Origin of the sequence: Alicyclobacillus sp. SP_1, assembly GCF_024706985.1 — a bacterium.
Lineage (GTDB): Bacteria > Bacillota > Bacilli > Alicyclobacillales > Alicyclobacillaceae > Alicyclobacillus_I.
In genome coordinates, this window is the sequence record NZ_JAMCCX010000017.1 from 1 (window position 1) to 24,935 (window position 24,935).

A 24,935-nucleotide genomic window follows, 5' to 3' on the forward strand; every position below is an offset into this window, starting at 1 on the left:
TTGCCCCACTCTGTGGACCCAGATTTCGAATAACCAGAGGGAACACCAATTCATACCATCCTAAGTTGACAGCATTGGGGGCGATCCCCGCGACGCCGAGACAGAGAAAAAACATGGCGATGACGGCGAGCCGCATCCAGCGTCTCTTTCGCTTCATGACGACCGCCCCCCATCCACGGAGGTGTTGAACACATCGAGCAAATCGTCCGGCGTCGGATCGATATGGATGAGACTGACCCGTCCCTCGATGTCCTTGAAGAAACAGTCCCCGGAGCGCAGGCTGCGAAACTCCTGCCAGAGCGACGCCTCGTTCGGATCCAGGCCGAGCAGGACGGCGTTGTCCCGGCTGGCGCGCGGATCCTCCGTGCGAAAGCAGAAGATGGCGCCAAGGTTGTTGCGCAGTTCCTCCTCGGCGATGTCGCCGGGATTCTGCGTGACGAGGATTGGAACGACACCGTAGGAGCGGCCCATGCGCACCGTTTCGTCGATCAGTTGCCGCCCCTCCGGGAAGGAGCGCAAGAGCCACGCCTCGTCGATGCCAAAGAGCTTCAGGCCACCCGGTGATGTGTGAAAGAGGCGCTCACGACCGAGTGCCGCCATCAGGTACATCATCCCGACGCCAAAGCGTTCGTTCGGCGTGAAGTTGCCCGTTTCGCCGGGGGCGCGCTTGGGCAGCGGCAACCCCGCCAGGCTCGCGACGACGAACCGCGTGTCGGGGAGTGAACTGATACCGTCGTCGCGCGCGAAGACCAGCTGGCCATAGGGGCTTTTCCTATAGCCCTGAAGCCGGGTGAAGCATCGCCGCGCTTCCGCACGCATGGCCTCGTGGCCACCGGATTGGCTCAGTTTCTGCAGTTCGGCCATGACCCGAAACAGGTCCCGCGACGGGGTCGCAAACGTCCGCTCGACGGCCTCCATGAGGATGTCCGCACGCTCGTCGTTGCGCTGGCCGTCGAGCAGCAGGCTCAGGTAATCCTGCGCGATGGCGTGGCTTCGCTCCTCACTGTGCGCCAGGCGAAAGGGATTGATCCGCGTCCGGGATCCGGCGGACAGGCGAAGGACGGTGAGCCCGTTCGCGATTTCAGGGATGCCGGCAAAACAACCGTCCTCGTCCTTCGGGTCGATGGAAAAGAGGCTGCCGCCCCGGTTGAAGGCGAGATAGAAGAGGAGTTTTTTCAAGACCGACTTGCCGCCGCCAAGCGTTCCGACGATCCCGATGGCGCCGCTGCGGTTGAGTTCCCTTGACATCGGCCGGGCCAGGTCGAGAAGCACGGGGGTGCCCTGGCGCGTACGGCCGATGTAATCGCCGGTCGGGTCTCCGGCATCCCGACTGCCGTGGGGAACGCCTGCGGCGAGGTACCCCGGATCCATGGGGATGGCCCACGGTTTTTTCTCCATGTCGGCGCCGGGCAGGCCGTCGAGAAAGCCCCGCGCCTGATCACCGGGTGATCGCACGACACGCAGACGCAGCGTGCTACAGAGTTGAGACAGTTGAGTCGCGCGAGCCTCCAACTCCTCGCGGGTGGACGCGAAGACGGCGAACGTGACGGTCGCACGGACAAGCGGCATCCCCTGCTGGAGTTTGTGTTCCAGAAGCCGTCCGCGATCGCCCGCCCATTCGAGCGTGAGCGGCAGTTCGCCGGTTCCGTCGACAAACTCCCGCTGTTGGTCTCTCAGCGCCTTGCGGCTGCGCTCGAGGCCGGCGGATGCCGTATGCGGTGCTTCGATCTCCAGGTGGATGCTGCATTCGACGGGATCGGATAGGTCATCGAGGCGATACAGCCACTCCTGTCCAATGTCCGAAACTTCCTCGGGCACGTCGACGAGGAAGAAAAACGTCTGCCAACTCTGCCGCGCCCCGTCATCCTGGTGCCGGATGACGAGCGTGCGCATCCGCTCCTCGATCACGGCGTCGCCCGCGACGAGAATCGGCAGCGACTGGCGCGGTTTCACCATGACGCGCTCACCGCGCACGGCGATCTGGTAACTCGGCGCAAGGCCCAGACGCGGCGCCAATTCGCCCGGCAGGGCGCGGTGAAACGGGTGACGGAGCAGCCACTCGATGTCGCCACTGTGCAACCGCTCACCTCCGAGCGCTGCGTGGACCGACTGGGCGACGAGCGACTCCGCAGAGAGGGTGTCTTCGAGCACCTGTCGGTCCATCCCGCCGGACGGGGCGGAGAGAACGTGCTGTCGGAGCGTCCGGCCGACGCCTGTGGCGAAGCGGCGAAGCGAGGCCAGCGTTTGGCCGGGCGCGGCGAGGTCCAGGTCGGGCACGGCGAATCGGGAGCGGGGAAGCTTGACGAGCAGGAACAGGGACCGGCGCCAGGGTCGTTGACCCGCCACCTTGCGGATGACCGCCTCGCGGTATCGTTCGAATTCCGCGTTCTGGCGGTCGTCGCCCGGAAAGAATCCGGTCGGACGGATGTCGTCCGTCAGGGAGAGCAGGTGGCAGGCGCCGCGATGCGCCTGCAGGAACCCGCGCAGGCTGTCGACGATGGCCCGCTTTTTCTCCGGGGATGCAAAGGCGTACGGTTGCTGCGGGATCCGGTACGCGGCCCACGCCTGGCGTCTCGCGTCAACGAGCACGTTTTGCTCGTAGTAGAGGACAGGACATTTCATCCGGTTTCCCTCCTTCGGTGGGTCTCTACAGAGGCATCGGATGCGGTCAGTGTGAGATCCGCCGGTTCCGTCACAGTCCATTCCCACATGCGCTTGCCGCGCTTGGTCCGGACCTCCTCGATGCGCCGGGCTCGCTTGTCGGGTAGAATCGCAAGGGAGAAGCGATGGGTGCGCCGGTGCCAGAGCAGCGTTGCTTTCGGATACACGCGCAGGGTGGAACCGGGTTCGAGCCACCCGTCGAGCGATTCGGCGAGAAAGAAGCGGATGTGATGTCCGTTCGATAGATCGACCGTGTGGTAACGCCTGGCGGACAGGGACCAGCGAAGCGTCCGGTGTGCGCGAGGCAACGAAATTCGCTCGAACCGCCGGATGTGTTTCTTTCGGACCAGGAACCGCACGATATCGCGCAGGTAGGCCGACGTCGATTTCCCGGCCGGATCGAGTTTGTGCGCGAGATACGCAAGAACTGCCGGACCGACGCTGAGGGTGAGCGCCGGACCGAACGGGGAGACCCAGGCGAGGATCGGGATGACGGAGTAGAACACGAGGAACACGAGAAAGAGTTGCATCCAGAGCAGGATGAGATCTTGGTCGATCGGCATCCACAGTCGGATGTCGCCAATCTGGTACAGGACCGTGTTCACCTTGAAGAGCGATCGGTACGAATGGGAAAAGGCCTGACCCGCACGCGGTTCGGGCATGTCGCATCACACTCCTTGTTCGGCCAAGGTGTCAGGAGCCGAGATTGATGCCGAGTTTTTGCAGCAGGTAGTTGGCGAGAAATTCCGTGATCGACGGGAAGAACACGAACACCGCGAGGATGCAGGAGAGGATGATGTGCGACCACAGGTGATTGTGCTCGCCTCTCGCGTACAGTTTGACGCCGCGATACACGGCGACGGCGAGGAACACGGCCTGCAGGACGTGCTCCGCCCAAGTGATTCCCGTGCTGATAAAGTCCACAAAACTCACCTCCTCGTCGCATGGGAATGGCTGATTTTCCTTAGATCGGGTAGTGAAGTGGTGGCGTGGCGTAGAAAGCGTGAAGGGTCATGAAGCGGCTTGATGGTTAGAGGCGCTTGTTCCGGCCGGTCCGTTCGACCATGCGCCGACCGATGGCGGCGACGATTTGAGGGACGACGGAGTTTCCGGCCTGTTTGTAAAGCTGTGTATCTGAACCTCCCGCCGCTTTGGCGCGGTCGAACTCGGCATCCGCCCGGCCCATGAGCCGCCAGCACTCCCGAGGGGTGAGGCGGCGGATGCGCATTTCCACGGGGACTTTGGCAATGGCTCCGCCATGGTGGTTCAAATGCGCGGGCGCCAACCCGCTTGGATCAAACACTCGCCCCGTTTGCCCGGAGTCGTTTGGCCGTCGTGCAATGGGTCTCTGCATGGCCACTCCGGTGCGCATCTGGTGGGCATCGAGTCCTTTGTGGTAACTCGCATCCAGGCAGGTGGCCACGTCCCGGACGGTCCATGTGGCCTCGGATCCGCGCCCTTGCCTGGTGACAAGGACTCCGTGTGGATCCATGGCCGTCAGGGTGTACATGGGCTCGCTTGGATGTTTGAAACGACGGCGTTGATGTTTTTTTAAGAAACCTGGGGTTGCGACCGCAGAGAACACTGGATTCGGGTCACGATCGCGCATGTCGGTCACGCCGTCGGCCCCTTTCGCTTGCCCTGGACACTCTGTTCTTTCGCCAATTGCGTCAACAGGATCTGTTCTGCCGATACGGAGAGGAAAAACCGTTCGTCGGCCTCGGGCTCGAGAATGACCGACAAGGAACACGCGCTCGCGGTGTTGGGGAATACCGAACGAGGTTGCATCAAGCACATCCCATTCACAGTCATACCCGATTTCATCCAGCGCAACTTGGGCGGCAAGGAAGTCGTAGCCCCGGTTGCTGGAGAGAAAGCCGCCAACATTTTCAGCGAGCAGCCATTCGGGTCGAGCGTCTTCGGGTAGCGCTTTGATGAGGTCAAGGACGGTGAAGAACAGGCTGCTTCGTTCACCGGCAAATCCTCGCCGCGACCCTGCGACGGACAGGTCCTGGCAAGGGAAACCGAATGTCCAGACCTCGGTGTTTGGCATGGTACGGGCGTCAACGGTTCGGATGTCATCGGCAAACCACTCTCCTTCCGATTGAAAGATGGCGCTGTAGGAGCGCCTCGCAAATTTGTCGCGCTCCACGAACCCGACGCAAGACATGCCTGCGTCCTCCAGTCCGCGGCGCATGCCGCCAATGCCAGCGAACAGGTCGAGAAATCGCAATGGAATGGGAATCCCCTCCTTGGTTTGCGGAAGAATGTATTGGCGTCGGTGTTGTTTCGGATGTCCGGGGGACGCGGGTTGTGGGGATGACATCAACGACTTGGCGTCGTCTTGAATCCTGTTCAGGACGGGCGATTGTGGAATCGTCACCTGGACGGCCGGGTCCTCCACCTCTGCCGTGGCGATCACGGTATACGATCCCTTGCCATACACTTGCATATCGTAGAGTGACTTCCATACGATCAGACCGCCCAAGGGTTCCAGTGTGGGTCAAGATGACAAAAGGCTGTGATCGTGATTGCAAACGCCGACAGCGGTCTGATCCTGGAACACGGTGGATTCCTGCAGTGAGAAGGACGGTGCTTGAGAACGGTGGGGTGTGTCAAGTTCCCCTCGCATCCACGGTGAATATCGAAAATATGATTCAAAAGAGAATCTGAACGGGGCGCGTACGGTTCATGAGCCGTTTCCCCTTGCCGTCCGGTTCGAAAACGGGTGTTCCCGCGTCTGTTTCCCAAGGGGAATCATCCCGTCATCCGTTCGACCTTCCAGGCGCGGGAAATCTTCAAAGGAACCCTGGCCGCCGGTCCCCATCCAAACGGGTCCGAAGGAACCCTGCTCCAAAAGACTCTGCTCTGTCGCTGTCCAGACCGCCGGAACCGGTTGCCTGCGAAATGCCTCCTCGTTCATATCCCGCCACAGCTCGAGAATCCGCAGGGAACGAGGGTGTTCCCGGGTGATGAACAGCACGTTGGCAAGCGTCATGTCGCTCCAGTATTGTTTGAGCACGTCCGCATACTGCCAGAGTTTGTTGTGGATGACCCACAGGTGCTCACTGCCAGTGTCATATTCCACATGAAACGTGGTTTCACTTTGATCCGAAAATCGGTACGTACCCATCCCGTCCGGCCGCACGGGTGTGGTCTTCTTGCCTTTTTGGTCCGTCACGGTGTATCGGTTGCCCGCGTCGCGCATGCCGATCCATTCGATGAGCCCTTCTCCCCGTGGACGGAACAGGCTCCCCTTGATGAGGAGGACAAAGAACTGATTGCTGCCGTAGAGATGTCCGGCTTGCCCGCCAAGGCTTGGGGGCTGCCGCAGCAGTCGGTTTCGGTACTCCTTGGTCAGGCCGAAGGCGACCTCCATCCCGTTTTTCGTCAGGGTCCATCCTTTGACATGCCGTTTGATAAAGCCAAGGGGGAGGGGTTCCACCCATCCCTTCTCCTTCAGCTTGTGAAACGCTTGGTACAGCGTCTTTCGTTCGTAATGCAGCAGCGCAGTGAGTTGATCGATGGTGAGCAGGCTGTAGCGGTAGAGGGCAAGCAGGATCTCGCTCTCGGTTCGGCTGGGCACGAACATGGCCTGTGGGCGCTCCTTTCTGCAGGCGCGCGATTTGGATGGATGTTCCTTCGCGGCCGCGCCGGGAAGCCGCGCCCGGCGCGGGGTTTTCGGCGGACGGACGGCTTCTTACTGCTGCGCAAGGCACTCCCCAAGTGGCTGTACAACCTTCTTCGTATTCGTTCCGCGCTTGCGTGGCCGGTCGGCATCGTTATGGTCGGTCACTGCCCCGGCATTGGCCGACTTTGCCGGGGGCGCCGTCCTCCGAGGCGCTGTACACGGCCTCCATGTCTCGGTCCACTTGGACGGCGGGTCGGCCGTCCACCCGGTCCGAGCGGCGGAGCACAGCCTCGGCGCGCTCGACGTGGCCAGCCGGAGCCAGTGGTCGGTCGGCATCGTTATTTTCGGGCACTCCCCCGGCGTTCGCCGACTTTGCCGGGTGTGCTGCCCTTTGAGGCGCTGTACATGGCCGCAATATCCCGGTCCACCTGGTCGGCGGGTCGGCCGTCCACCCGGTCCGAGCGGCGGAGCACAGCCTCGGCCCACTCGACGTGGCCAGCCGGGGCCAGCGGATTGTTCATGGTGAACAGTTCCGTGATGCCGCCGTCGAGTTTGGTGCGCACGAGCGCATTCATCTCCGGCAGGGTCATCAGTTCACGGGCCGAGACGTCGGGCCTCAGCCACTTGGTCAACCGGTCCGCATCGGGGCCGCCGAGTTGCAGCAGGATAAGCGTGCCGACGTTGCCGAGAATGCCGGCGAGAACGGGGTCGGGCAGTTGGTCGAGGTACTGCGTCGCAAGAAACAGGGTCAGGCCGAATTTGCGGTCTTCGGCGAGAATTTTTTGCAGCACGTTGACCGCGTACAAGTGGCTCTCATCGCCGAAGAAAACATGGAGCCGGGATCGATGCTCGGGTCGGCGCTTACACGTGAAATGCAGGTCGATAAGGTAGAGTCCGGCGATGATTTTCACCGCGTCCGCGGTGCAACCGGATCCGTCGATGAGCACGATATGGCCTTCGTCCATGACGGACCGCGTGTCAATCGCGCTCTGGGTCTGGCCGAGGATGCGCCGCAGAGAAGGGTAGGTGGTGAGCGCGCCGAGCTTGTTCCAGATGGGGCCGAGGTGATCGGCGATGTTGCGGATTTCCGCGAACTCGCCCGTCCAGAACTGCTGCAAATGGGGCGAGAGTTTGGGAAGCAGTGCCTTGCGAAACCCTTCGTCCGCGAACAGATGGGCAATGCCAAGCACGGTCTGGGGCGGGTGTTGCAAAAGCGACAGGACGTTGTTGCGCAGGTAATGTTCCGATCGCGGCCGCGAACCCGGCCACAGTTCCTGCAGCGTGTTGATGAATTCCCCGGTGATCGCCTCGGCGTCCGTTCGGTTGTCCATGCGAAACAGGTTGAGGCCGCGTGGATAGTCGGTCGGGCCGAGCGGAATGACGTGCACCTTGTCCTGCAGGCTCGGCGGGATGTGCGCGAGAAGCCGTTCGACGGCGCCGCCGTGCGGGTCAAAGAACGTGAAACCAGGTGCGGATTCAGGATGTTGTTGCATCTGGTCGATCATCCCGAGCATGATCTGCAGAAGCGCGGTCGTCTTGCCGGAACCGGTCGCCCCGGCGAGAAACGTGTGCTTGGCCGCCTGGTTAAACGGAACGCGGATTTCCCGGTCTTCAAAGCCGGGGAAATTGGACCATCCGAGCCGAAGGCCGTCACAAGACGATGCCTTCGGAGGGGGGAGAATCAGGCCCTGGGCGGCCGCCACGTGGCGAAAGCAGGGCTGGCTGCTGTCCGGCAGATGGACGAGGGAGGCCAGTTCCCCGGACGTCCACCACATGGGACGGGTTGGCGTGCCGCGTTCGAGCGCTTTGGCGAGCCTGCGTTTGGATATGCGGCTTGGCACCACCCACCCAAGTTGCCGCAGTTGTCCCATCGCGGCCAGAACCGCCGGAAGGTGTGCCCTGGCCGCAGTGGACCCATCGGCGAACAGGCGGATGGACACCTGGAACGGTCGTTGGTTGGGTGCGAGGCGCGTTCGGATGGCCTGCTTTTGTACGGTTTCCCGTTCACTCAGAACCCGTACCGGTGGCTTCGGGGGCGCCGGTTTGCCGAACACCCCGGCGAGAATCTCGGTTGGCGAGAAGGTTTCCGATCTCTTGCTTTCACCGGGCACACGGGACTTTTGCAAGAGAGCGCGGCGGAACCGGCCTTCCCGGAGCGGCTTCATCCAAATCTCAAACACCCAACGGCTGGCCGTATCCGAGCCGATGGCGGTCAGGATCCCGTTTAGCGGATCGTCCACGGAACCGGCGTGTGACAGGGCGAGCGGCAGCCACGGATCCAGTCCGTACCCGCCCTTGCGCACCGCGAGTGCGACGGTCGGCCGGGTCGTCGACAGGTTGGCCGTGGGGGAGGCGGTTTCCGGGATCAAGTGCACGGTCGGATACGAGGCCGCAAAAGCGGCGCGAAACGCCAGGGCACGGTCGACCGATAGGCCGAAATACAGGCGAATGCCCGTCTGGCCGGGATCCTTGACCGCCAGGAACCGAATGGGCAGGGCACTCTGCCATCCCCACTTTTGCCGTTGCCAAGCGATTGCGGCCAGTGACTGCACGAATGTGTGTGCCTGCGCGGACGTAAAGGAACCATCCGTGGGCAGGGCGACCCGGAAATAGGTGAGGGGATGGGGTGTTTGTTTCTTTTGAGCATCTTTTTGAATCCCTTCGCTCAAGGGATATTCACCTCTTCTCCAACATCAAGTGAGTAGTTTCGGATGAGGAGTTCACCCGACTTCTTGCCCGTTTTCTGTCGGCCGATGGAGTACAGGACATCGATGGGCTCGATGTGAAAATCGGCGTACCATTGGCGAACTTCTGAATGGTCGTTGATGCTAAGCAGCCATTTGCCCTGCACGCTCGCGAGGGTGTCGCGCAGGCGGAGGTGATCCTCTCGGGTGAACGGGTGTTGGTGGTACCCCGTCAGGCCAAAGTACGGCGGGTCGCAATAGAAAAACGTGTCCGGCCCGTCGTAGCGGGGAATGACGTCGTGGAACGGTCGGTTTTCAATGTAGACGCCGCAGAGACGTTCGTGCGCGGCTGCGATGCGGGGCCGGATGGCGGAGAAATCAAAGGCCGGTTTGCCACGTCCGTATCCCCAGTCATAGGAGTCGTTATACTTCCCGCCGAAGTGCGATTGTACCCGGAAATAAAAATCGTACGCGCGTAATAATGGGTCACGCTCGGTGTGGCGGCGGTCCATGACGCGGACGAACTCTTCGCGGGCGTACAGCGTCCAATCAAATTGGCGCAGGAAACCCTCCCAGTCGGACTTGACCACGTGAAAGAAATGGATCAGTTCCGTGTTGACGTCGGCAATCACCTCCACTTTGGACTTTGGTTTGGCAAAGAACACCCATCCCGCGCCGAAGAACGGTTCGACATAACAGGTATGCTCCGGAATGAGCGGGAGGATGACCCGACGCAGTCGGGATTTACCGCCCTGCCATTTGATGGGGCTTGGGAGCATGGATACACCTCCTCATGGACGACAAAAGACAGCGACCGTGTCGCTGCCCTGCGTTCGAACCTTTTTTCTGTGATAACAGGATACCTCCTTAGAGCAGGGGGAGTGGTGCGCAACGGGTGCCACAAGTGTCCCGGAGGCTGCACAAGCGCAAGTACGGCGGTGACGTGATGTACGCAGGACACGGTGCAGCAGGTGGGGTACGGCACACTTCGAGTGGATCTTCCCTATACATCAAGGGATTCACCTCCTTTCCTGTCGATCAGAAAGGCGGCAGAATTGCGGCCACGGGAAGAGGAATGGGTACTCTCGCATCGTATCTCAGGAAATCGGGGGAAGGGTGCGCCGACCGTGCCAAACCCGTCTCGTGAGGACTTGATGAATGTTCGAAACGGAGGTAATCTGTCACTCAACCAGGGAACGGGGAGGGCGATGGCCATGTGCGGATGGGTGAAGCAACTGCTGGCGGAGAAACTGATCGATGATTTTTATGAGGAGGGTTTTCATGGCGGCGAGAATCGGGAAGGGGTGCCGGATGCGCTGACGGAGCAACTCAAAGCGCTCCTGCCGACGGATAAATACGAACTGTTGTTCCTATGGGAAACGCGGTGCTCAGAGAACTGCGGAGAGGAACTTCGCCGTTTTTCCTGTTTTGTGGCGGACAAGATGTTGGCCGGATCAAACGCAGCGTGCGCTCTCGAACGGAACCCTGCGCCTGAAACATGAGGAATCAGGGAATCATTCTCTGCGACCCAAGTCGGTCCACGGTTTGCGCTCCATGAAGCAACCAAACGGCGAACTCCCGGGCTTCCGTTTCCCATGCGGACGGGCCGGGTTCGTCCAGTTCAATGAAGAGCGGGTCATGGTCACGGTGAAGAACAAGATGGGCAATGCCGTGCGCGACATACAGGCACTGGCTGGAAGCGTCGGCATGGACGTCATAGCCGAAGAATGCGCCCTGGTCCTGGCGATACAATATGCCCCACATCCCTGCGGGTGTGCGGCTCGGCAGCAGGTGAATATGCAGGAGTTGGCTCAGGCGAAACGGATCGTTGGTTCCATATGTATGGACGATTTGTTCCACGGCCTCGTGTATCCCTTCCATAGAACCCCACCCTCATCATCAAGGATGCTTTCTTGACCGTCCGGGCGATTTTATTTCCGGAGAATTTCCGCCCCTCCGAACGAAGCCGAGTGTTCGTGAGTCTGACCAATCGATCCGTTGCACAGAGAAAACCGCTTGGGATGGCTGTTATCAAAAGCTGTATGGTAGAAAAAGTATAGCATCTTCATCAAAATCTGAACCTTAAAATTTGGCAAGGTTGATCGGCATGCCACCCGTGGGCCTACCCCGCCCCGAAAGGCGGGTTCCCTGTGTAGACCTGTCGAGTCGATGTCTATAAACACGTCTGCGATCGCCGGATGACGGCCGAACGGTGATCCGCTCTCTGAGTCAAGTACATACGATCACTTGCTACACGTCCACGTACAGGAACTTGCCAGTTGTGTGTTGAATATTCAGAGTACGACATTGAAAGGGTGTGAGTCCTTGTTCATCTACCCGGATCTGACAGACTCCCTGCAGCAGCTGTGGGCAGCGGGTTTGGTCATCAGCCCGTGGTTGGCCGGTGTCGATGGCAGCGCCCGGTTTGACCCGGACATCCATGAAATGTTGAACGTGCGCGCCCGTGAGTGTGCCCTCATCCACTGGACGGAGGCACAGCGTGGCCGTGTGCTGGGGGATTTGCCGGCTCCGGAACGGATGCCGCAGATTGCGGTGTACGAAACGGCCGCGTCCACCGCCGTATACTTCGCACACCAGCAAACCGGCGAGTTGGATGTGACAGAAGCGCTGGCTCGCGACGCGATCCGCCGAGTGGAATCTTTTATCGACCGGCATGGGTTTGGCGTCTTGCTGCAGTTGTACATGCTCGTGACCAGTTGGGAGAATTTAAACGCCCTTGCGCATTACGGAGAGATTCCGGAACGCGAGTACGTCACCGGGTCGTGGCACCGGCCGTGGGTGGATTACAGTCTTGGCGAGGAGATTCTGTTCGTCTGCATGCTCGGGAACATTCGGCTGGAGAGAAGGGAAGAGCGCCGCTTTGTCCGGTTGACGGACGAAGGTCATCGCGTGCTGGCGAAAACCACCGACGCACTGCAGACGGCGGGCTACTTCCGGCATCGGCTGCATACGCTCTGGGTCTCCCAATTCAATCTGTTTCACAACTACGAACAATTGGCCCGCGAGATTTGGCCATACGCCATGGACCAGCGTCGTGAGTTTCTCCGCTTCGTCGATGTGCGGCCGGGCATGCGGGTGCTGGAACTCGGTTGTGCCGATGGCGTGGTGACGTTTGATGCCGGGCTGGCGGATCAGGTCGGGTCGTCGGGAACCGTTGTGGCGGTGGATCCAGCGGCTGGCATGTTGGCGCGCGCCCGGTCGAAGCAAAGACGAAACGGGATCGACTGGGTGGAATTTCGGCAAGGAAAGGCGGAGCAACTTCCCGTGGATCAGGAACGGTTTGATCTGGCGGTTGGGGTTGGTTACTTCCATTTCACCGATCGCGCGCAAGCCCTGCAGGAAATGAAACGCGTGGTCCGGCCCGGGGGCGTCATCGCCAGTTGGCATCCCCTGAAAATGGATGTTGATGCGCCGTTTTTTCGGGAATGGTTTGCGCCCATTCTGGATTTGGCCGCCAAACGCAATGATCGACCCAGAGACTTTCTGCTGGATCCCGACGAGGTTCGCCGGAACTTTGAAGAGTTGGGGCTTCCGATATTGGAGGAGGCAGCGCCTCCCCTTGTCATGTATTTTCACGATCCGGAAAAGGTGGTTCAGCATTTTATCCGCGGCGTCGGGTGGTTTGGAGAGGAACTTGCGTCCCTGCCGTGGAAAGCCCGAGAGGACATCATCCAGGAGTTGACGGAACGCGGCCGATGGGTGTGTGAACGGGTTCCGGCAGGTGATCGAATGATCGCTTTGCCCACACAGGCGATTCGGGCCCGCGTTCCGGAGAATCGTTTCAGGGCGGATTGAAGAAGACGGACCCATCGTCGGATGCAAGAGCCACGCGCCACCAAACGAAAAAAGCAAACCCTGCGAAAGCAGGGGACGCAAAGCTACAGGGACTACGGGTCGATGGTTCGGATGACCTATTGTCAGCCAGTTGCCGTTTTCAGGACGGCTTTCTCCCTGTACGCGCATTCCCTCTTTGAAATGGGTTGCCAACGAAGTGGGGGACAGGGGATGGAACGTCATGGCGATGACAGCCGGATTGGGTTGGGACAGGATTGTTACCTCGATTTGGATGGCGAAGTACTCATGAAAGACGGGGGAACCCAATACCTGACACCCATCGCCTTTCGGTTGCTTCGGTATTTGGCGGAACATTTGGGTGAGGTGCTGACCAGTGAAGACCTGATCCGCCGTGCGTGGGGCAAGAATGGCATGGCGCCACGCGACGAACTGTACGTCTACATTCGAAAGATTCGCCTGGAACTGGAGGATGATCCCGATGAGCCGACATGCCTAAAAACCATGCGCCATCGCGGATACGTCCTGTACGCGCGTCAGAAGGAAAAAAGCCCGTGCGGCGCACCCTGATCCGTCAGTCTGCGTCATCCGGCGCCGACCCTTCGGAAGATGGGTTGCTGGAAAGCTGCAGCGCACGGTGGATGAAATCGCGGACGAATGTGCGTTGGTCCTTGGTCAAGGGAACACCGTGGTAGGATACATTCTCTTGGTTCAGCAGGACGTCCAGATCCAGGGGCTGGCGGTCCGTGGCCCCGACGAGGTAGTCGGGATCCACCTGCAGCGCGTCCGCCAATCGCCCAAGCGCTTGGCGGCCTGGCAATCGGCTGCTGCCGAATTCCCACTGTTCGATGGTTCGCGGCGAAAGATGACACAACTGCGCCAAGTCGGAGGCACTCATCTGCCGGGCCAGCCGGGTGGTGCGAAGGCGATGGGCGAACATCATATGCTGGTCGTCCAGATAGCCGGCCGCCTGGAGAACCTCTCCGTAGGCCATGCCCAGCGCCTGGGACAACGGAGCCAGCGTACCGGCCTTTGGCTTTCGTTTGCCGTTTTCTATGAGCGAGATGTACCCAGGTGTGAGGGCTGCCCTCTTGGCCACCTCGTGCACGCTTAATTTTCTCTCCTTGCGCTGTCTGCGCAACCAGGCGCCGAATGCCTCGTCCATCGGATGTTCACTCACACCTTTCGATCCTGTGCCGTCGATCCTGTGGCGATGATACCATTCGAAGCGACGAATGCGCAATGAAAAGTTATCAAAAGTAATCAAAGATACGGTTGCCAGTTCCAGGGTACGCGTCTTATGATGGGATTACACAAGCGTAGACGGGAGGCGGTACCATGTCGAAGGTCTCGGGGCCGATCCGGGTCAAGCCGGAGGAGTTCACACGGGCGCGGGTCCTGAAAGGGCTGTCCCAGCGGGAACTGGCCCACGCGGTCGATTACAGCATTGCCTATGTGAGTCAATTGGAGCGGGGATTTCGCAATCCCAGTCCGCAGGCCGCCCAGCAGTTTTGCCATGTGTTGGACAAGCCCTTCGACGCGCTTTTTTATCTCGTCAATGTTTACAAAAGTAAACATGAGCAAACGGGAGGTGCGGAGCATGACCACTGAAAAACGTTCAACACTGGCTGGGAGGCCGGCGCGTGCCAAGGATGACATGCGCCGTTACCCGCAGGGGATGCAGGAGTACGAGAAACTGATGCGGCATGACGCCTTTCGCCGGGTGAAGGGACGCGTGCGGCAGACCAAGTGGGCGGATACACGATGACGGACCCGCGCCTGCACCAGATTGAAACCTGGTTGTACGCCTATCCAGCCTGGCAGCGGCGGCTGAAGAGCCTGCGGACGCAACTGGACGACTATCCCCGGGTTCGCTGCGCATTTCGTCCGGCGCCTTCGTTCGTGAAGGGAGAGATCAGCGATCCCACGTACGACGCCGTGGAGAAACGGATGGTCATCGAAGAGCAGCAGATTCGGCCTCTGGAGTTTCGGATCCGATTGCTTGAGAACGCCTTGTCCGTATTGACCGGGGAAGAAATGGCTTTTGTGAAGCTGAAGTACTTTGAACAGAAGAACAACACGATCGCGTGGGAACAGTTGTTTTTGTCACGCCGATCCTTTTTTCGTCAGCGGGTGGCCATTCTCGACAGACTGTTCGAGGCGCTGGGCGGTGAATTTGCGCTCATTTGGGAAGAGGGCGATTCCCACACACGGACCGCATCAAGGTGAGAGACGAGGCGATTTCACGTCGGACGGCTCGCCCTCTCCCCCCGCGATGTGCAGCAGAATGTCATGAAGCGTGTGCGCAAACTTCTCCAGTGCATCCGGCGTGGGACAATTGTAGGTGACGGTTACGGTGACACCATGGCCCTTGAGTGTCACCTTTTTTGTTCCATCGGACGGTGAGTGCTCCTGCACGCGTTGGCAGGGCGTTTCCGACAGGGGTGGAAACAGGTTCATGGGGACCGGTCCTCCTTGAGTTGGGCAAAGTGTGGTGGTGAAATAGGGTTCCTGGTCTGCTGACGCGGGATGGCATAGGGAGGACTTGACTTTGCGACAAGGGGGAGTGAATCTTTTCTTAAAGAAAAGGTTCGGATGGTGACAGCGTAGGCCGTTTCGTGTGACCGGGGGTGCCACGGACGTGACAAATCCGTCTTTCAGTGGATGAACTCAGGCGTACAGTCCTTTGACGTCTGCGAAAAAAGAACGTTTCGGTTGGCACTCGGGCGGCACTCGCCCCACATGTTTGCGTGGTAGTCTCGTCATACCGAGAAAAAGGAGGGAAACCAGTTGAGGAAATCGACCGTGGCACTGTTGTCGTCAGCTGTGGTGGTGTGTGTGACCTCGTATGCGCCCGTTTCGGATGCGCAAACGGAGTCACATGTGCCATCCGCTCCGACTCGGTTGGAGTTGAACGGACAGGACGTATCGAATCCGGCGCATCTCGTGCGTCAAGAGAGTGCCAAGTCGGAGGCGACCAGTTGGTTGCCCATCTGGTATCTGTTCGGCGTACTGTCCAAGCTGCACATCCGAAGCACGTGGGACGGACGTCATTGGAATCTCGAACTGCCAAGCGGTCTGCATGCCAACCTGGCGAATCGTCCACATGGATCGTTGAATTCATCTGAGATCAGCATGGAAATCAACGGAATCCCCGTGGAAGTCGCGCCGCGCTTTGCGCATCGAGATGTCAGTGGGCATGCGGTCACATCGTATATTCCGATGTGGTACTTGATGCAGGTACTCCAGCGAATGGGTATCGCGTCGACCTGGAATGGACGGACATGGTCCATGACAACGTCGGAGTCATCGCCATCCGTGACGAAACTGACCGTCGTGAAGAATTTCATGAATGCTTTGCATATCCAGCCGGATGACTCCGGTTCCAATCCTTTTCAGGATGTGAGTGCTTCGAACTGGCCGTATGTGCACGCGGTGCTGCAAAAAGGCTACTTCGCCGCAGACAGCGCCCGTCGTTTTGGCTCAGGGGATTCCGTGGATGTGCAGACCGTCGACCATGCGTATCAACGGTATGTCGGCATTCCGGACCGTGACTTGTCGTGGAACGCGGGTGGCAACACGGTTGCCTGGGCGAATGCGGTTCATCTTAATCAAGGAATCGGGGCGGGAACCCTGACCAAGGTCAGCGAGACCCATCTTCTGTCCAATCTGACAGCGCTGTATCGGGGATATGCGAAAGATGCCAACGGATCCTATCATCTCTGGTTCCGACCGTACGATGTGAAGCCCGCGTTTGCACACAATCCGGATGTCAATGCGCGGATGACATCCGTTGGGCAGGGGAATGCCGTTCGACTTGCCGATAAAATCACATTTACGGTGAACGGTAATGGCAACTTAACCTTCGTCTTACCCTGGTTGTCGGATCACAACCAGATGGAAGTCACCTGCGGATCGCTTTACAATCCGTCCGGCAATCACACGGAGTACAGTCTAGGTCGTGGAGGATTGTGGAAAACGGCAAATGGATTTTACGGATACGATTCACGGGACCCGGGAAACGGAGGCACCACGATCCCTGGAAGTGACGTCTTGGTCAGGACAAGGGGACATGCGGAATTGGGAGTGAGCGAGATTTTCCCAAATCACGATATCACGTTTGTGCAGGTGGATTTGCGTCCGTCCTTGGGGATTCAAGCACCGCAAATCCGAAACAGCAGTGGACAGCCCACCTGGGTGGGGTAATCCCAGATCAGAAATTCTTCCACGCTCACCGCGGCGATCGATGTTTCGCAATAGGTTCGTGATGGAATCAGTGAATTCAATCAGAGTCTTTTCGGCTTTGGGCACGATTCGACCGTGATCTTTCGCGAGAATGGGGCGGTTGTGCCAAGCGCTTGCAGAACCACTCTCATGAGTTGCGCTCGTCTTTCCCTTCCTTCATCAAAATGGCGCACGAGTTCCTCTGTGGAATCCAAGAGTGGCCAACCCGACCTGCGGTCTTGTCGGCATCCGCTTCTTGTTCGCCCACTTGCCACCGTTCCGTCCAATACCACGCCTGATCATCGTGTTTCATGATGGATTGGATCGCTGCATATGCCGCTTCTAGCGTGATCGGATCCCCGATGCGGTCTCTCAGGCAAGGCAATTCCTCCTTGCTGGTGGGCATGGTTCTCTATCTCCCAACGATATGCCGTGCCTCGGGATGTTTGATCCTCCCAATGACTCCTGCGAGGCTATTGTAACGCGGTGCGCGCGAATCCGAAACGAGGAAGCCTGACCTCGGCTGGCCATTCGGGTTTCTCCGTTCATGTGGTCCGTTCCTGACTGGGAACTGGGTCTAAGAAATGACTGGAAGGGGAGTGATGATTTATGAGTCGAGTGAAAAGGTTGAAACTCCGTGTGGGCGTCGCTATGCTGTCCGTCTTATCCATTCTTCTGGTGATGCCCACCACTGCACTGGCGTATGTGGAGAGGGCGGACAATCCTCCTGGAACGGCGGGCTCCATCATACCGAACGGCCAGATTGTCGGTGGGGCGCCGTTTTTGATTCAGCATACGAACGATCCGACGTTAACCTCGATTCAAGATCGCGGCGATCTTTACAAGTATGGCCCGGACGGCATCCCGATTTTTAACGGCCATGATCCGCTCGGTGGAATCTGGGGATTCGACCATGTCAGCCATGACGGAGTCCCGATTTCCTCGAACAATGGGTACAAGATGGTGGGTCAATCGACGGTGTCGCAGTGGATCGCCGCGCTCAAGGGCGATCCTTCTTATGTGCAGTCTCACTCTTGGAACACGACTTTCGTCGACAGCGCCGGACAAACCTTTCCCGTCTCCAATGTCTCGCAAATTGTCGATGAAAGTGGCGCCTCCTTCGTGCCGCTGCAACCGGGCCAGAACTGGTTCGACCAGCCCGTATACGCGACGGATCCGCCGCGGGCGCAAATCTCCATCGTGGGTTCGGATACCATCGAGCAGGGCAAGCCGCTCCAGTTTGAAAACCATGCGTTCATCGAAGCGTATCACACGGCCTATCACTTTGAACTCATCGCCGTGACGAACGCTCAGGGGCGGAACGTCACCGCGCAGAGTTTCAGTGAAACGACACTTGCGGGCCGGGCTCCTTACAACGGCGAGACGCTGTACGCGCCAAACGGCTCTCCCATGGTCGAAGTGACGGGCGGGGGCGCCACCACGTATCCGCCAACGTTTGTCGAAACGACCGACGGTGGCAGCGGGCGACTGAATGAAATCAGCACCGCAGCGCTATCGCCTGGACGGTACGTCATCCACTTCTATGTGAAGGATTGGTTCAACCGCGCGGCCGTCGCGGCCAGTGCGTCATTCACCGTCACAAAATCTCCAACACCCCCACCGCCTCCACCTCCACCGGGTGGCGGCGGCGGGGGTTGTACACCACCCTCTGTGCCGGCCATGCCGCAAAATGAGGTGCTCTCTTACAACTGGTCGCCGGATGGATCCGGTGGGCAGATGCTCACGTGGACGGATACGCGCTGGCAACTGCAGACCACCACGGACGGCCAGGGATGCACGGCGTACACGTGGGTGGACAATCCCATCACGTATCATCACGACTACCCTCTGAATCTCGGTCACTTTCAGGTCACCGGCCTCTTTTACGATCCAGGCCAGCTGGGAGACGTCTGGTCACCGACGAATCCAGGCGCTTCCCAGCAAAATAACGATCCCTATGCGGACGGATCCACCCTTGGCGGAGGAACGCCTCGGCCAACGTTTGGCAACCCAACTCGCGCCCCGGCAGTATACGTCCGGGTGGGCGGAGGAATCGCCTATCGATTGAAATGGACCGGCTCGCCATCCGACATGCCAGCGAGTGCCGACGTGACCTTCCGGCTGGTGAACCCGGACGGCGAGGCCCATGTCTGGACGCAGACATTCGGATTGCTTCCCGTTACGATGGTCAACCAGGGTGACGTGCCAGTGTGGGATCCCTCCGGCAACGGCTATCCGCCGCCCGCCGCAGAATACGGTTGGGTGAACGCGCCCATCCCAAAATACGCGGCCACAGGCGTGCCGGATTCCTTTTCCCAGTTGACGGCGTGGAATTTGAGTGGAGACCCGTCCTCTGCCGCACGCCTGGAGGCGTCTGTCACCTTCCTGACCGCCGAAGGTTCTTCGGTCACATGGACCAACACGGACTTGGCGCAGACCCTCGGTTATCCCACATGGTACTTCCTGCATCCCATTCCGGATCCGTCTGCGAGATACGGACAGGCGCAGCCGGCCTGGCATCGGTCGTATGCCACCGATTCGTTCCCGCAACTCGGACTCCACGGACAACTCCTGCCCACGTATCGGACAGGGGGGCCGTGAGAGTACGAACGGAACTCCATGCCGTTCCGCCCCGACATCTTTCTCCGGCCGTCCATCACCCGCGGATGCGTTCGGAACGCTGGCGATCGATCGTCGCCGGATGCGCGTCACGGCAGACCACGATCCGTTCGGCATCCCGCGTGAATACGGTGCGACGCCGGCGAGCCATCGGGTTGTCATCGGTCGGCCAGGCGGGCACCCGTCCGCGACTCCCGTAAACCACGTCGCCACAATAGGCGGGATTTCGCAGCAGTCTGCGCACCCGCGTCAAATTCAATAGCGCCCCTTGTACAGATCGGTATCCCTCCGCATTCAAGATGTTGCTAACCCGAAGGGTTCCGTGTCCCTTCTCATACAAATCAAAGATACGTTGGATCAGGGGAGCGCGAACCGGATCGATTTCCAATCGGTTGATTTCTGGGTTCAAGGCGTGGCCGTCCGGGGCACCTCCATACCACTTCCCCTGCCGGGCCTTTTCCAAGTTCCCCAAGCGGATGCGGATGCCAATTTTCTCGCTTTCATACTGCGCGACGTTGCAGTGCATGGTAAAATCAGTTCCGCGCTGTCTCGATTGCTGTCGAAACTTTCCTCGCGGTTCTTGGCTTCTCGGTCCTTGCTTTGTTGTATCGTGGATAACGGGATGATCGCCAACGCAGCGTCTGGCGCAGGGCACAAGGCAACGAGGAGGGAAGAGAGTGACGTAGAAGACGACGAAGCCGCCGACCGGAGCGAATGCCCGACTAAACGCACCGATAGGCCGGTTTCTGGTTTTTTTAAGAAAGCCGAAAAAGCCTGTTAAATCAAGACTTCTTGCAACCAGGTACGGTTATAGACAGCGCACGCTCAAAGTTCGGTCGGGTGGGGTAGCGGTTTGTGAGACTGCACTTTTTTCTTCTTTGAAGTGAAAGTTTGACATGGTCGTGACGTCTATCATGATATGGGGGAGGTGTGTAATTGGATCAAAACAGGTACACAACCTCGGAGACTGCGGATGTAATAGAGGAAATGTTTTCTGCCCACAAGGACGAACTGTATCGATATTTGACGCACGCTATTGGCGATGGAGAAGAAGCCAAAGACCTACTGCAAGAGACTTTCATTCGAGCCATTAAAGGCCTGCCTGGATATAGGAATGATGCATCCTATAGAACATGGCTGTTCACGCTCGCACGAACTTCTGTCGCGGACCATTTGCGACGCAAGAGGCGCAGGGAAAGACTGCTGATAGGACGACTTGGAGAGCTTCTGCCTCTCTTTGATAAACGTACGGTCGATCCGTCGATACATCTCGAAGGAATCGAGGAGTCTCATCAATTGTGGACGGTCTTGCGGTCCTTAAAACAGGATTATAAAGACGTCATTATTCTTCGTATTGTTTGTGACCTTACCGTGGACGAGACGGCCAGTTCCCTAGGGTGGTCCAACGACACGGTTACACGAAAGTTACACCGTGCACTGAAGACTTTGCGAAAGAGGGTACGGGGGCATGACACATACATTCAAACGGAACACGGCTCCAGTTTCGCCGGCAGAGAAAGACATTGACCGGAGGACTGCCGACTTCATCCTTAGGACAGAGCCAAAAGTCACTTTGCCTAATGAAATCTCCCGTCAGATTTCAGAGAATTTGAGGAGTTATATCTATAGTAGCGCTCGTGTCGCTCGCCCAAGATCACGTCGATTCATACGACTGTCCGTTGTTACGGCAATCAGTCTTTTGCTGGCCGGTCCCGTGTGGTACGTGAACTGGAGTTACCAAGCAGCCATGGTCACTGCTGCACATAAAGTCTATAGAAAGGTTTTGTCTTTCAATCCGCTATTGCCGTCATCGCAACAGGTTGGGCCGCCGACTGATATACGGATCAGTTCGGGTGATACGAAGTCCTACTTTATAGCCATGTACCCAGCGTTTACTCTGTCGGAAAACTTGTACTCGCTCCCAGTGCGGCCTGCGAAACCTTCAATCGGCAGTATGCTGGTTCATGTCGGTCGCACATTGGGACTGGTAGACAGATCATTGAACAATCCATGGATCAGGTTGACGTTCGTCAAAAACCGTGTGCAGTACTCCATCGTATCGTCGCAAATGACGCTGTCTGGCATGAAGAAGTTAGGGAGCGAGATCGATACCCCCCCAACAACGCCTCCAAGCAGTATCAGTCGTTCCTACATCGGCCTGTCGAACGTGATGCACAAGTTTCATAACTCCGTCATGCCGGATCGCCTGCCCTTCAATCTTACGGCCTATCAGGCCAAGGCCACTCAGATGGTTGAGAAGGGGAACGGTCGGCTGGTTTCCATTTCCGTGTTCTATGGTCGCAGAAACATGCCCGGACATCTCATCGTTGAAATCAATCAAGAGGCCGGTAACACGGTGCCCTCTCTAAATTCATACCGTCCGTCAGTCCGCAGATGGGTTGCACCAGGCTTGCAGAGACATCCTGTGTATGCTGTTCATAACGGAGTTATGAACCACGAGACTACTCTCATCTGGTACGATCCGATCCGTATTGTGACCTTTCGAGTTTCCTTTTACGGAGATATGGCAATCAGCGCGCGCGCCATGAATCGCATTATGGACGTTTTATTGGGACAAGCAAAAAAGGTGAAATATTGAGCGTATACATGACGTCTATCTAAGTGCCTGAACAGTGAAGGAGGTGAAAAAGATGCAGACTATTCGAGGGAGACCCTTGTTGGTATCGGTTCTACCCGCCGTTTTGACTGCAGCTATCGCGGTGGCAGTCATTTTGTCCTCGGCCCCACCAAGTCGGGCAGCAATCACTGATCTGCTGCCACCGTCACTCGTGCAGCAGATACATGCCAATATCCTTGATGGAAACACCTTGCCGGTTCATCCGGTAAGTGGGGATGCTGCAACCGGGTGAGGATGAGAGTTCACGCGCAACCAATGACGCCTTGTTCGTATTTCGAAACAAAAAAATAATGTATGGGGTGCTACTGTGAAGAAAACTTTTGCCACCGTTTCTACCGCCGCTGTCCTACTCGGCTGCCTCGTCGGAGCGACGCCCAGTTTTGCTGCCAGTCAGCCCAACTTGCCACCCTCGCTAAAGGCGCAGATTCAAAAAAATATTCAAGATGGAAACACCTTGCCGGTACGACCAGTATCTTCTGCGTCGACCAACACTTCTTTGGCGAGTACTCTCGTATACAGCTGGCCGACTACAACCTACGGTGCTGGTGCTTACGATGCAACGTCAACGTTTAATGTGCCAGCCGGGCAATACCAGCATATCCTTGCCTACGGACAAGAGTTAACAGGCAGTGCGGGCCAGTATGTGATTTCTCTCGTCCAATTGTATCCCAATAATTAACGAACGGAAATCGGGCAGGGCTACTTTCCTGCGGCGGCACAGAACTCGAGCGGGATTTATTCGGCTGGAACTCAGGACTTCACCGCGTCCAACGGCACATTTTACCTTGTGTTTACAAACCCTTCCTCGACATCGGCCGTTTCAACGTATGGCTCAGATACACTGAACTACTAGAAACGCAAGGAACAAGTGTGGGCTCACGATTTGTGAGCCCACACTTGTTCCAGATTGTTATGGTCAATGTGATCGAAGGGAGTTTACGGTAATGAGTAACATGGTCAAATTTGGGCGTGGTGGTTTCGGACGCTTTTTGTTGTATGGTGCCCTCTTCCTATTAGTGTTCGGGGCAACGATCGGTCTCTCTCGCGCCACGGCTCAAAACAATCCATACGCTGGTCATCCGATGTTTCAGGGTCCATACCTTGCGGTAGAAAATTACTTCACAGACTTGCAGCAAGGGAGGCCACGGAAGGCAGCTGAATATGTGCGTTTTCAGGGTATGGGATCAAAGGCTCGACAGATTCAATTCCTACAGAACAGCATAGTCCAGGACCCGGTTACCATGTTTCACATTCTGAGTGTCGAACCTATTTCGGAGCGCGAAGCGACAGTTGTGGTTTCCTCTGCTCTTAGGGGCGTTAGTGGAGGAAGGCCAGTCACTACAAATATGGACGTTATAAAAAATGGATCAAAATGGATTATCAATTTCAAGCTCCTGAACCAGAATTGATGAATGGGAAAACACAGCGGTCCTTGGCGGCTTTGCGGAGCGTATGGCCCTATCTAGTCGCTGTGTTCTTGGTGCTTGGTCTTGGAGTCTATCACGTGTTCATATGGGTAACTGTTCCTTTGAACTTAACTGGGGATATGATTCGGTACAATGCCATGGCAAATCATTTGGCTTATGCAGGATATTTGGGTTTTGGAAACAAGCCGGATGCGTACGTGACGCCGGGCTACCCCATAGTGATTGCTCTCTTTTACAAGGGTCTTTCGACATTCGACGACCCCAGATTGACCTCCATCCAGTCCATACATGCTTTTCTGATGTTTCAGCAGATCCTGACACTTCTCATACCAATCGAGTCCTTTTTAATCGGTAGGATTTCAAGGGGCCCCAGGACAGGACTTGCAGCGGCGATCCTGTCAGCGAGCTACCTACCCAATCAGTATGTTGGGTATACACTGCTGACAGAGGCAGTATTTGCGCCTGCATTGCTGCTGACACTGTTATGCATCATGATCGCTCACCGCTCTCAGAAGCCTGTTTGGTATGCCGTTTCGGGCGTTGTACTGGGGTACACAATATTGGTTCGACCAATAGTTGCAGTCATGTTGCCCGTTTGGCTTTGCATTCAGTGGGGTGCCCGCAGGAACTGGAGTCTCACAACTGGACAGCATACACGATTCACCCGGATTGCTTTTCTGCTCGGTGGCGTCATGATCGTCATGACGCCTTGGTGGATTCGAAATGCTGTCCTATTTCACCGTTTCATCCCTTTTTCATCGGAGTACGGTAATCCATTCTTATTGGGCGCCGATCCTTATTTTCAAATAGGTTCGTATCGTCTGCTGGCGCTTGCCCGACAATCCCATCAAGGGCTGCTTGATTTCGCGGTCCATCATCTGCTGCATGGATTCACAAGTCATTTCTGGCTGTACGCCGGTTGGTATACGGTAGGACGGATTCCCTACTTCTTCGGGCAACCTTGGTTAGCTTGGGCGTTTGCGGATTCTCAGCTATTCTTCCTGTATTATCATGTACTCTGTGTCATGGGAGCCATTGCCATGGTTCTATTACTATTCTTGAAGCCGTATCGAACAATCGCGTTGAGTACCATGGCAATCATTCTGGCGCAATGGATCTTTCTCCCAACAGGCCGGTACATGTATCCTGTTATCAATATATGGTGTGTCCTCATCCCGATCGCCCTGGTTGAGTGGTGGGGCGGTGTCCGACAGAATAAATGACTGGCCAGAGCGTCG

General features: G+C 57.7%; 26 protein-coding genes and 1 riboswitch. Of the genes, 14 read left to right on the forward strand and 12 right to left on the reverse strand.

The window, feature by feature from the left end; all coding sequences use genetic code 11:
- Window positions 1-153: 153 nt before the first annotated feature.
- The 7 genes from M4I36_RS04290 to M4I36_RS04320 form a co-directional block, all read right to left on the reverse strand.
- A complete protein-coding gene (locus M4I36_RS04290; protein WP_258110467.1) occupies window positions 154-2,622 on the reverse strand; it encodes an ATP-binding protein in 2,469 nt (822 codons plus the stop codon).
- Window positions 2,619-3,323 (reverse strand): conjugal transfer protein, encoded by a 705-nt coding sequence (locus tag M4I36_RS04295; RefSeq protein ID WP_258110468.1) that lies wholly within the window; start codon window positions 3,321-3,323, stop codon window positions 2,619-2,621. Before M4I36_RS04295 ends, M4I36_RS04290 begins: the two co-directional genes overlap by 4 nt.
- A 31-nt stretch (window positions 3,324-3,354) precedes the next feature.
- The gene (locus M4I36_RS04300) at window positions 3,355-3,585 is read right to left on the reverse strand and encodes a hypothetical protein (RefSeq protein ID WP_258110469.1); all 231 of its coding nucleotides are present in this window, start codon (window positions 3,583-3,585) and stop codon (window positions 3,355-3,357) included.
- 106 nt (window positions 3,586-3,691) lie between these two features.
- Window positions 3,692-5,113 (reverse strand): DNA (cytosine-5-)-methyltransferase, encoded by a 1,422-nt coding sequence (gene dcm, locus M4I36_RS04305; protein ID WP_258110470.1) that lies wholly within the window; start codon window positions 5,111-5,113, stop codon window positions 3,692-3,694.
- Window positions 5,114-5,350: 237 nt separating this feature from the next.
- Window positions 5,351-6,253: a replication-relaxation family protein gene (locus M4I36_RS04310; protein ID WP_258110471.1), complete on the reverse strand. Its 903-nt coding sequence runs from the start codon at window positions 6,251-6,253 to the stop codon at window positions 5,351-5,353.
- Between the two features lie 377 nt (window positions 6,254-6,630).
- A complete protein-coding gene (locus M4I36_RS04315) occupies window positions 6,631-8,961 on the reverse strand; it encodes a type IV secretory system conjugative DNA transfer family protein (RefSeq protein WP_258110472.1) in 2,331 nt (776 codons plus the stop codon).
- The gene (locus M4I36_RS04320) at window positions 8,958-9,755 is read right to left on the reverse strand and encodes a DNA adenine methylase (protein ID WP_258110473.1); all 798 of its coding nucleotides are present in this window, start codon (window positions 9,753-9,755) and stop codon (window positions 8,958-8,960) included. Before M4I36_RS04320 ends, M4I36_RS04315 begins: the two co-directional genes overlap by 4 nt.
- A 348-nt stretch (window positions 9,756-10,103) precedes the next feature.
- On the opposite strand from M4I36_RS04320, the gene M4I36_RS04325 reads away from it, so the two are divergent.
- A complete protein-coding gene (locus tag M4I36_RS04325; protein ID WP_258110475.1) occupies window positions 10,104-10,478 on the forward strand; it encodes a hypothetical protein in 375 nt (124 codons plus the stop codon).
- Window positions 10,479-10,482: 4 nt separating this feature from the next.
- On the opposite strand, the gene M4I36_RS04330 is transcribed toward M4I36_RS04325, so the two are convergent.
- The gene (locus M4I36_RS04330) at window positions 10,483-10,857 is read right to left on the reverse strand and encodes an ImmA/IrrE family metallo-endopeptidase (protein WP_258110476.1); all 375 of its coding nucleotides are present in this window, start codon (window positions 10,855-10,857) and stop codon (window positions 10,483-10,485) included.
- A 444-nt stretch (window positions 10,858-11,301) separates the two neighbouring features.
- Here M4I36_RS04330 and M4I36_RS04335 point away from each other — a divergent pair, with 444 nt between their 5' ends.
- Window positions 11,302-12,792, forward strand: coding sequence for a class I SAM-dependent methyltransferase (locus M4I36_RS04335; protein ID WP_258110477.1), 1,491 nt, complete (start codon window positions 11,302-11,304; stop codon window positions 12,790-12,792).
- Between the two features lie 42 nt (window positions 12,793-12,834).
- A riboswitch (cyclic di-GMP riboswitch) is annotated at window positions 12,835-12,930 on the forward strand.
- A 72-nt stretch (window positions 12,931-13,002) separates the two neighbouring features.
- Window positions 13,003-13,359 carry a winged helix-turn-helix domain-containing protein gene (locus tag M4I36_RS04340; RefSeq protein WP_258110478.1) on the forward strand — a complete coding sequence of 119 codons (357 nt, stop codon included), beginning with the start codon at window positions 13,003-13,005 and terminating at the stop codon, window positions 13,357-13,359.
- A 4-nt stretch (window positions 13,360-13,363) separates the two neighbouring features.
- Here the strand turns inward: M4I36_RS04340 and M4I36_RS04345 are convergent, their stop codons facing one another.
- Window positions 13,364-13,969: a helix-turn-helix domain-containing protein gene (locus tag M4I36_RS04345; RefSeq protein WP_258110479.1), complete on the reverse strand. Its 606-nt coding sequence runs from the start codon at window positions 13,967-13,969 to the stop codon at window positions 13,364-13,366.
- Window positions 13,970-14,127: 158 nt separating this feature from the next.
- Here M4I36_RS04345 and M4I36_RS04350 point away from each other — a divergent pair, with 158 nt between their 5' ends.
- Genes M4I36_RS04350 through M4I36_RS04360 form a run of 3 tightly spaced genes read left to right on the forward strand, consistent with a single transcriptional unit; the run spans window position 14,128 to window position 15,018 of the window.
- Entirely contained in the window at window positions 14,128-14,400 is a 273-nt protein-coding gene (locus M4I36_RS04350) for a helix-turn-helix domain-containing protein (RefSeq protein WP_258110480.1), read from the forward strand.
- Window positions 14,390-14,557, forward strand: a complete 168-nt coding sequence (locus M4I36_RS04355; protein WP_258110481.1) for a hypothetical protein — start codon at window positions 14,390-14,392, stop codon at window positions 14,555-14,557. The genes M4I36_RS04350 and M4I36_RS04355 overlap by 11 nt, the downstream gene beginning before the upstream one ends.
- Entirely contained in the window at window positions 14,554-15,018 is a 465-nt protein-coding gene (locus M4I36_RS04360; RefSeq protein ID WP_258110482.1) for a hypothetical protein, read from the forward strand. Before M4I36_RS04355 ends, M4I36_RS04360 begins: the two co-directional genes overlap by 4 nt.
- On the opposite strand, the gene M4I36_RS04365 is transcribed toward M4I36_RS04360, so the two are convergent.
- Window positions 15,010-15,249 (reverse strand): hypothetical protein, encoded by a 240-nt coding sequence (locus M4I36_RS04365; protein WP_258110483.1) that lies wholly within the window; start codon window positions 15,247-15,249, stop codon window positions 15,010-15,012. The genes M4I36_RS04360 and M4I36_RS04365 overlap by 9 nt on opposite strands.
- A gap of 330 nt (window positions 15,250-15,579) precedes the next feature.
- On the opposite strand from M4I36_RS04365, the gene M4I36_RS04370 reads away from it, so the two are divergent.
- Window positions 15,580-16,995, forward strand: coding sequence for a hypothetical protein (locus tag M4I36_RS04370; RefSeq protein WP_258110484.1), 1,416 nt, complete (start codon window positions 15,580-15,582; stop codon window positions 16,993-16,995).
- Window positions 16,996-17,161: 166 nt separating this feature from the next.
- On the opposite strand, the gene M4I36_RS04375 is transcribed toward M4I36_RS04370, so the two are convergent.
- Window positions 17,162-17,419 (reverse strand): hypothetical protein, encoded by a 258-nt coding sequence (locus tag M4I36_RS04375; RefSeq protein ID WP_258110485.1) that lies wholly within the window; start codon window positions 17,417-17,419, stop codon window positions 17,162-17,164.
- A gap of 203 nt (window positions 17,420-17,622) precedes the next feature.
- On the opposite strand from M4I36_RS04375, the gene M4I36_RS04380 reads away from it, so the two are divergent.
- Window positions 17,623-19,614, forward strand: coding sequence for a hypothetical protein (locus tag M4I36_RS04380; RefSeq protein WP_258110486.1), 1,992 nt, complete (start codon window positions 17,623-17,625; stop codon window positions 19,612-19,614).
- 55 nt (window positions 19,615-19,669) lie between these two features.
- Here the strand turns inward: M4I36_RS04380 and M4I36_RS04385 are convergent, their stop codons facing one another.
- Window positions 19,670-20,158, reverse strand: a complete 489-nt coding sequence (locus M4I36_RS04385; protein ID WP_258110487.1) for a recombinase family protein — start codon at window positions 20,156-20,158, stop codon at window positions 19,670-19,672.
- 410 nt (window positions 20,159-20,568) lie between these two features.
- Here M4I36_RS04385 and M4I36_RS04390 point away from each other — a divergent pair, with 410 nt between their 5' ends.
- From M4I36_RS04390 to M4I36_RS04415, 6 genes are all read left to right on the forward strand, one after another.
- The gene (locus M4I36_RS04390) at window positions 20,569-21,159 is read left to right on the forward strand and encodes an RNA polymerase sigma factor (protein WP_258110488.1); all 591 of its coding nucleotides are present in this window, start codon (window positions 20,569-20,571) and stop codon (window positions 21,157-21,159) included.
- A 556-nt stretch (window positions 21,160-21,715) separates the two neighbouring features.
- Window positions 21,716-22,231: a hypothetical protein gene (locus M4I36_RS04395; RefSeq protein ID WP_258110489.1), complete on the forward strand. Its 516-nt coding sequence runs from the start codon at window positions 21,716-21,718 to the stop codon at window positions 22,229-22,231.
- Between the two features lie 52 nt (window positions 22,232-22,283).
- The gene (locus M4I36_RS04400) at window positions 22,284-22,502 is read left to right on the forward strand and encodes a hypothetical protein (RefSeq protein ID WP_258110490.1); all 219 of its coding nucleotides are present in this window, start codon (window positions 22,284-22,286) and stop codon (window positions 22,500-22,502) included.
- 75 nt (window positions 22,503-22,577) lie between these two features.
- Entirely contained in the window at window positions 22,578-22,949 is a 372-nt protein-coding gene (locus tag M4I36_RS04405) for a hypothetical protein (protein WP_258110491.1), read from the forward strand.
- A gap of 265 nt (window positions 22,950-23,214) precedes the next feature.
- Window positions 23,215-23,679, forward strand: a complete 465-nt coding sequence (locus tag M4I36_RS04410) for a hypothetical protein (RefSeq protein WP_258110492.1) — start codon at window positions 23,215-23,217, stop codon at window positions 23,677-23,679.
- Entirely contained in the window at window positions 23,643-24,920 is a 1,278-nt protein-coding gene (locus tag M4I36_RS04415) for a glycosyltransferase family 39 protein (RefSeq protein ID WP_258110493.1), read from the forward strand. The genes M4I36_RS04410 and M4I36_RS04415 overlap by 37 nt, the downstream gene beginning before the upstream one ends.
- Window positions 24,921-24,935: the final 15 nt, after the last annotated feature.

Excerpts from the sequence above, each read along its gene's own strand:
- M4I36_RS04360 (WP_258110482.1), top strand. The coding sequence starts at position 14,554 with ATGACGGACCCGCGCCTGCACCAGATTGAAACCTGGTTGTACGCCTAT.
- dcm (WP_258110470.1), bottom strand. The coding sequence starts at position 5,113 with ATGCAAGTGTATGGCAAGGGATCGTATACCGTGATCGCCACGGCAGAG.
- M4I36_RS04395 (WP_258110489.1), top strand. The coding sequence starts at position 21,716 with ATGAAGAAGTTAGGGAGCGAGATCGATACCCCCCCAACAACGCCTCCA.
- M4I36_RS04355 (WP_258110481.1), top strand. The coding sequence starts at position 14,390 with ATGACCACTGAAAAACGTTCAACACTGGCTGGGAGGCCGGCGCGTGCC.
- M4I36_RS04340 (WP_258110478.1), top strand. The coding sequence starts at position 13,003 with ATGGAACGTCATGGCGATGACAGCCGGATTGGGTTGGGACAGGATTGT.
- M4I36_RS04365 (WP_258110483.1), bottom strand. The coding sequence starts at position 15,249 with ATGAACCTGTTTCCACCCCTGTCGGAAACGCCCTGCCAACGCGTGCAG.
- M4I36_RS04320 (WP_258110473.1), bottom strand. The coding sequence starts at position 9,755 with ATGCTCCCAAGCCCCATCAAATGGCAGGGCGGTAAATCCCGACTGCGT.
- M4I36_RS04350 (WP_258110480.1), top strand. The coding sequence starts at position 14,128 with ATGTCGAAGGTCTCGGGGCCGATCCGGGTCAAGCCGGAGGAGTTCACA.
- M4I36_RS04310 (WP_258110471.1), bottom strand. The coding sequence starts at position 6,253 with ATGTTCGTGCCCAGCCGAACCGAGAGCGAGATCCTGCTTGCCCTCTAC.
- M4I36_RS04290 (WP_258110467.1), bottom strand. The coding sequence starts at position 2,622 with ATGAAATGTCCTGTCCTCTACTACGAGCAAAACGTGCTCGTTGACGCG.
- M4I36_RS04400 (WP_258110490.1), top strand. The coding sequence starts at position 22,284 with ATGCAGACTATTCGAGGGAGACCCTTGTTGGTATCGGTTCTACCCGCC.
- M4I36_RS04295 (WP_258110468.1), bottom strand. The coding sequence starts at position 3,323 with ATGCCCGAACCGCGTGCGGGTCAGGCCTTTTCCCATTCGTACCGATCG.
- M4I36_RS04410 (WP_258110492.1), top strand. The coding sequence starts at position 23,215 with ATGAGTAACATGGTCAAATTTGGGCGTGGTGGTTTCGGACGCTTTTTG.
- M4I36_RS04385 (WP_258110487.1), bottom strand. The coding sequence starts at position 20,158 with ATGCACTGCAACGTCGCGCAGTATGAAAGCGAGAAAATTGGCATCCGC.
- M4I36_RS04330 (WP_258110476.1), bottom strand. The coding sequence starts at position 10,857 with ATGGAAGGGATACACGAGGCCGTGGAACAAATCGTCCATACATATGGA.
- M4I36_RS04415 (WP_258110493.1), top strand. The coding sequence starts at position 23,643 with ATGGATTATCAATTTCAAGCTCCTGAACCAGAATTGATGAATGGGAAA.
- M4I36_RS04375 (WP_258110485.1), bottom strand. The coding sequence starts at position 17,419 with ATGCCCACCAGCAAGGAGGAATTGCCTTGCCTGAGAGACCGCATCGGG.
- M4I36_RS04380 (WP_258110486.1), top strand. The coding sequence starts at position 17,623 with ATGAGTCGAGTGAAAAGGTTGAAACTCCGTGTGGGCGTCGCTATGCTG.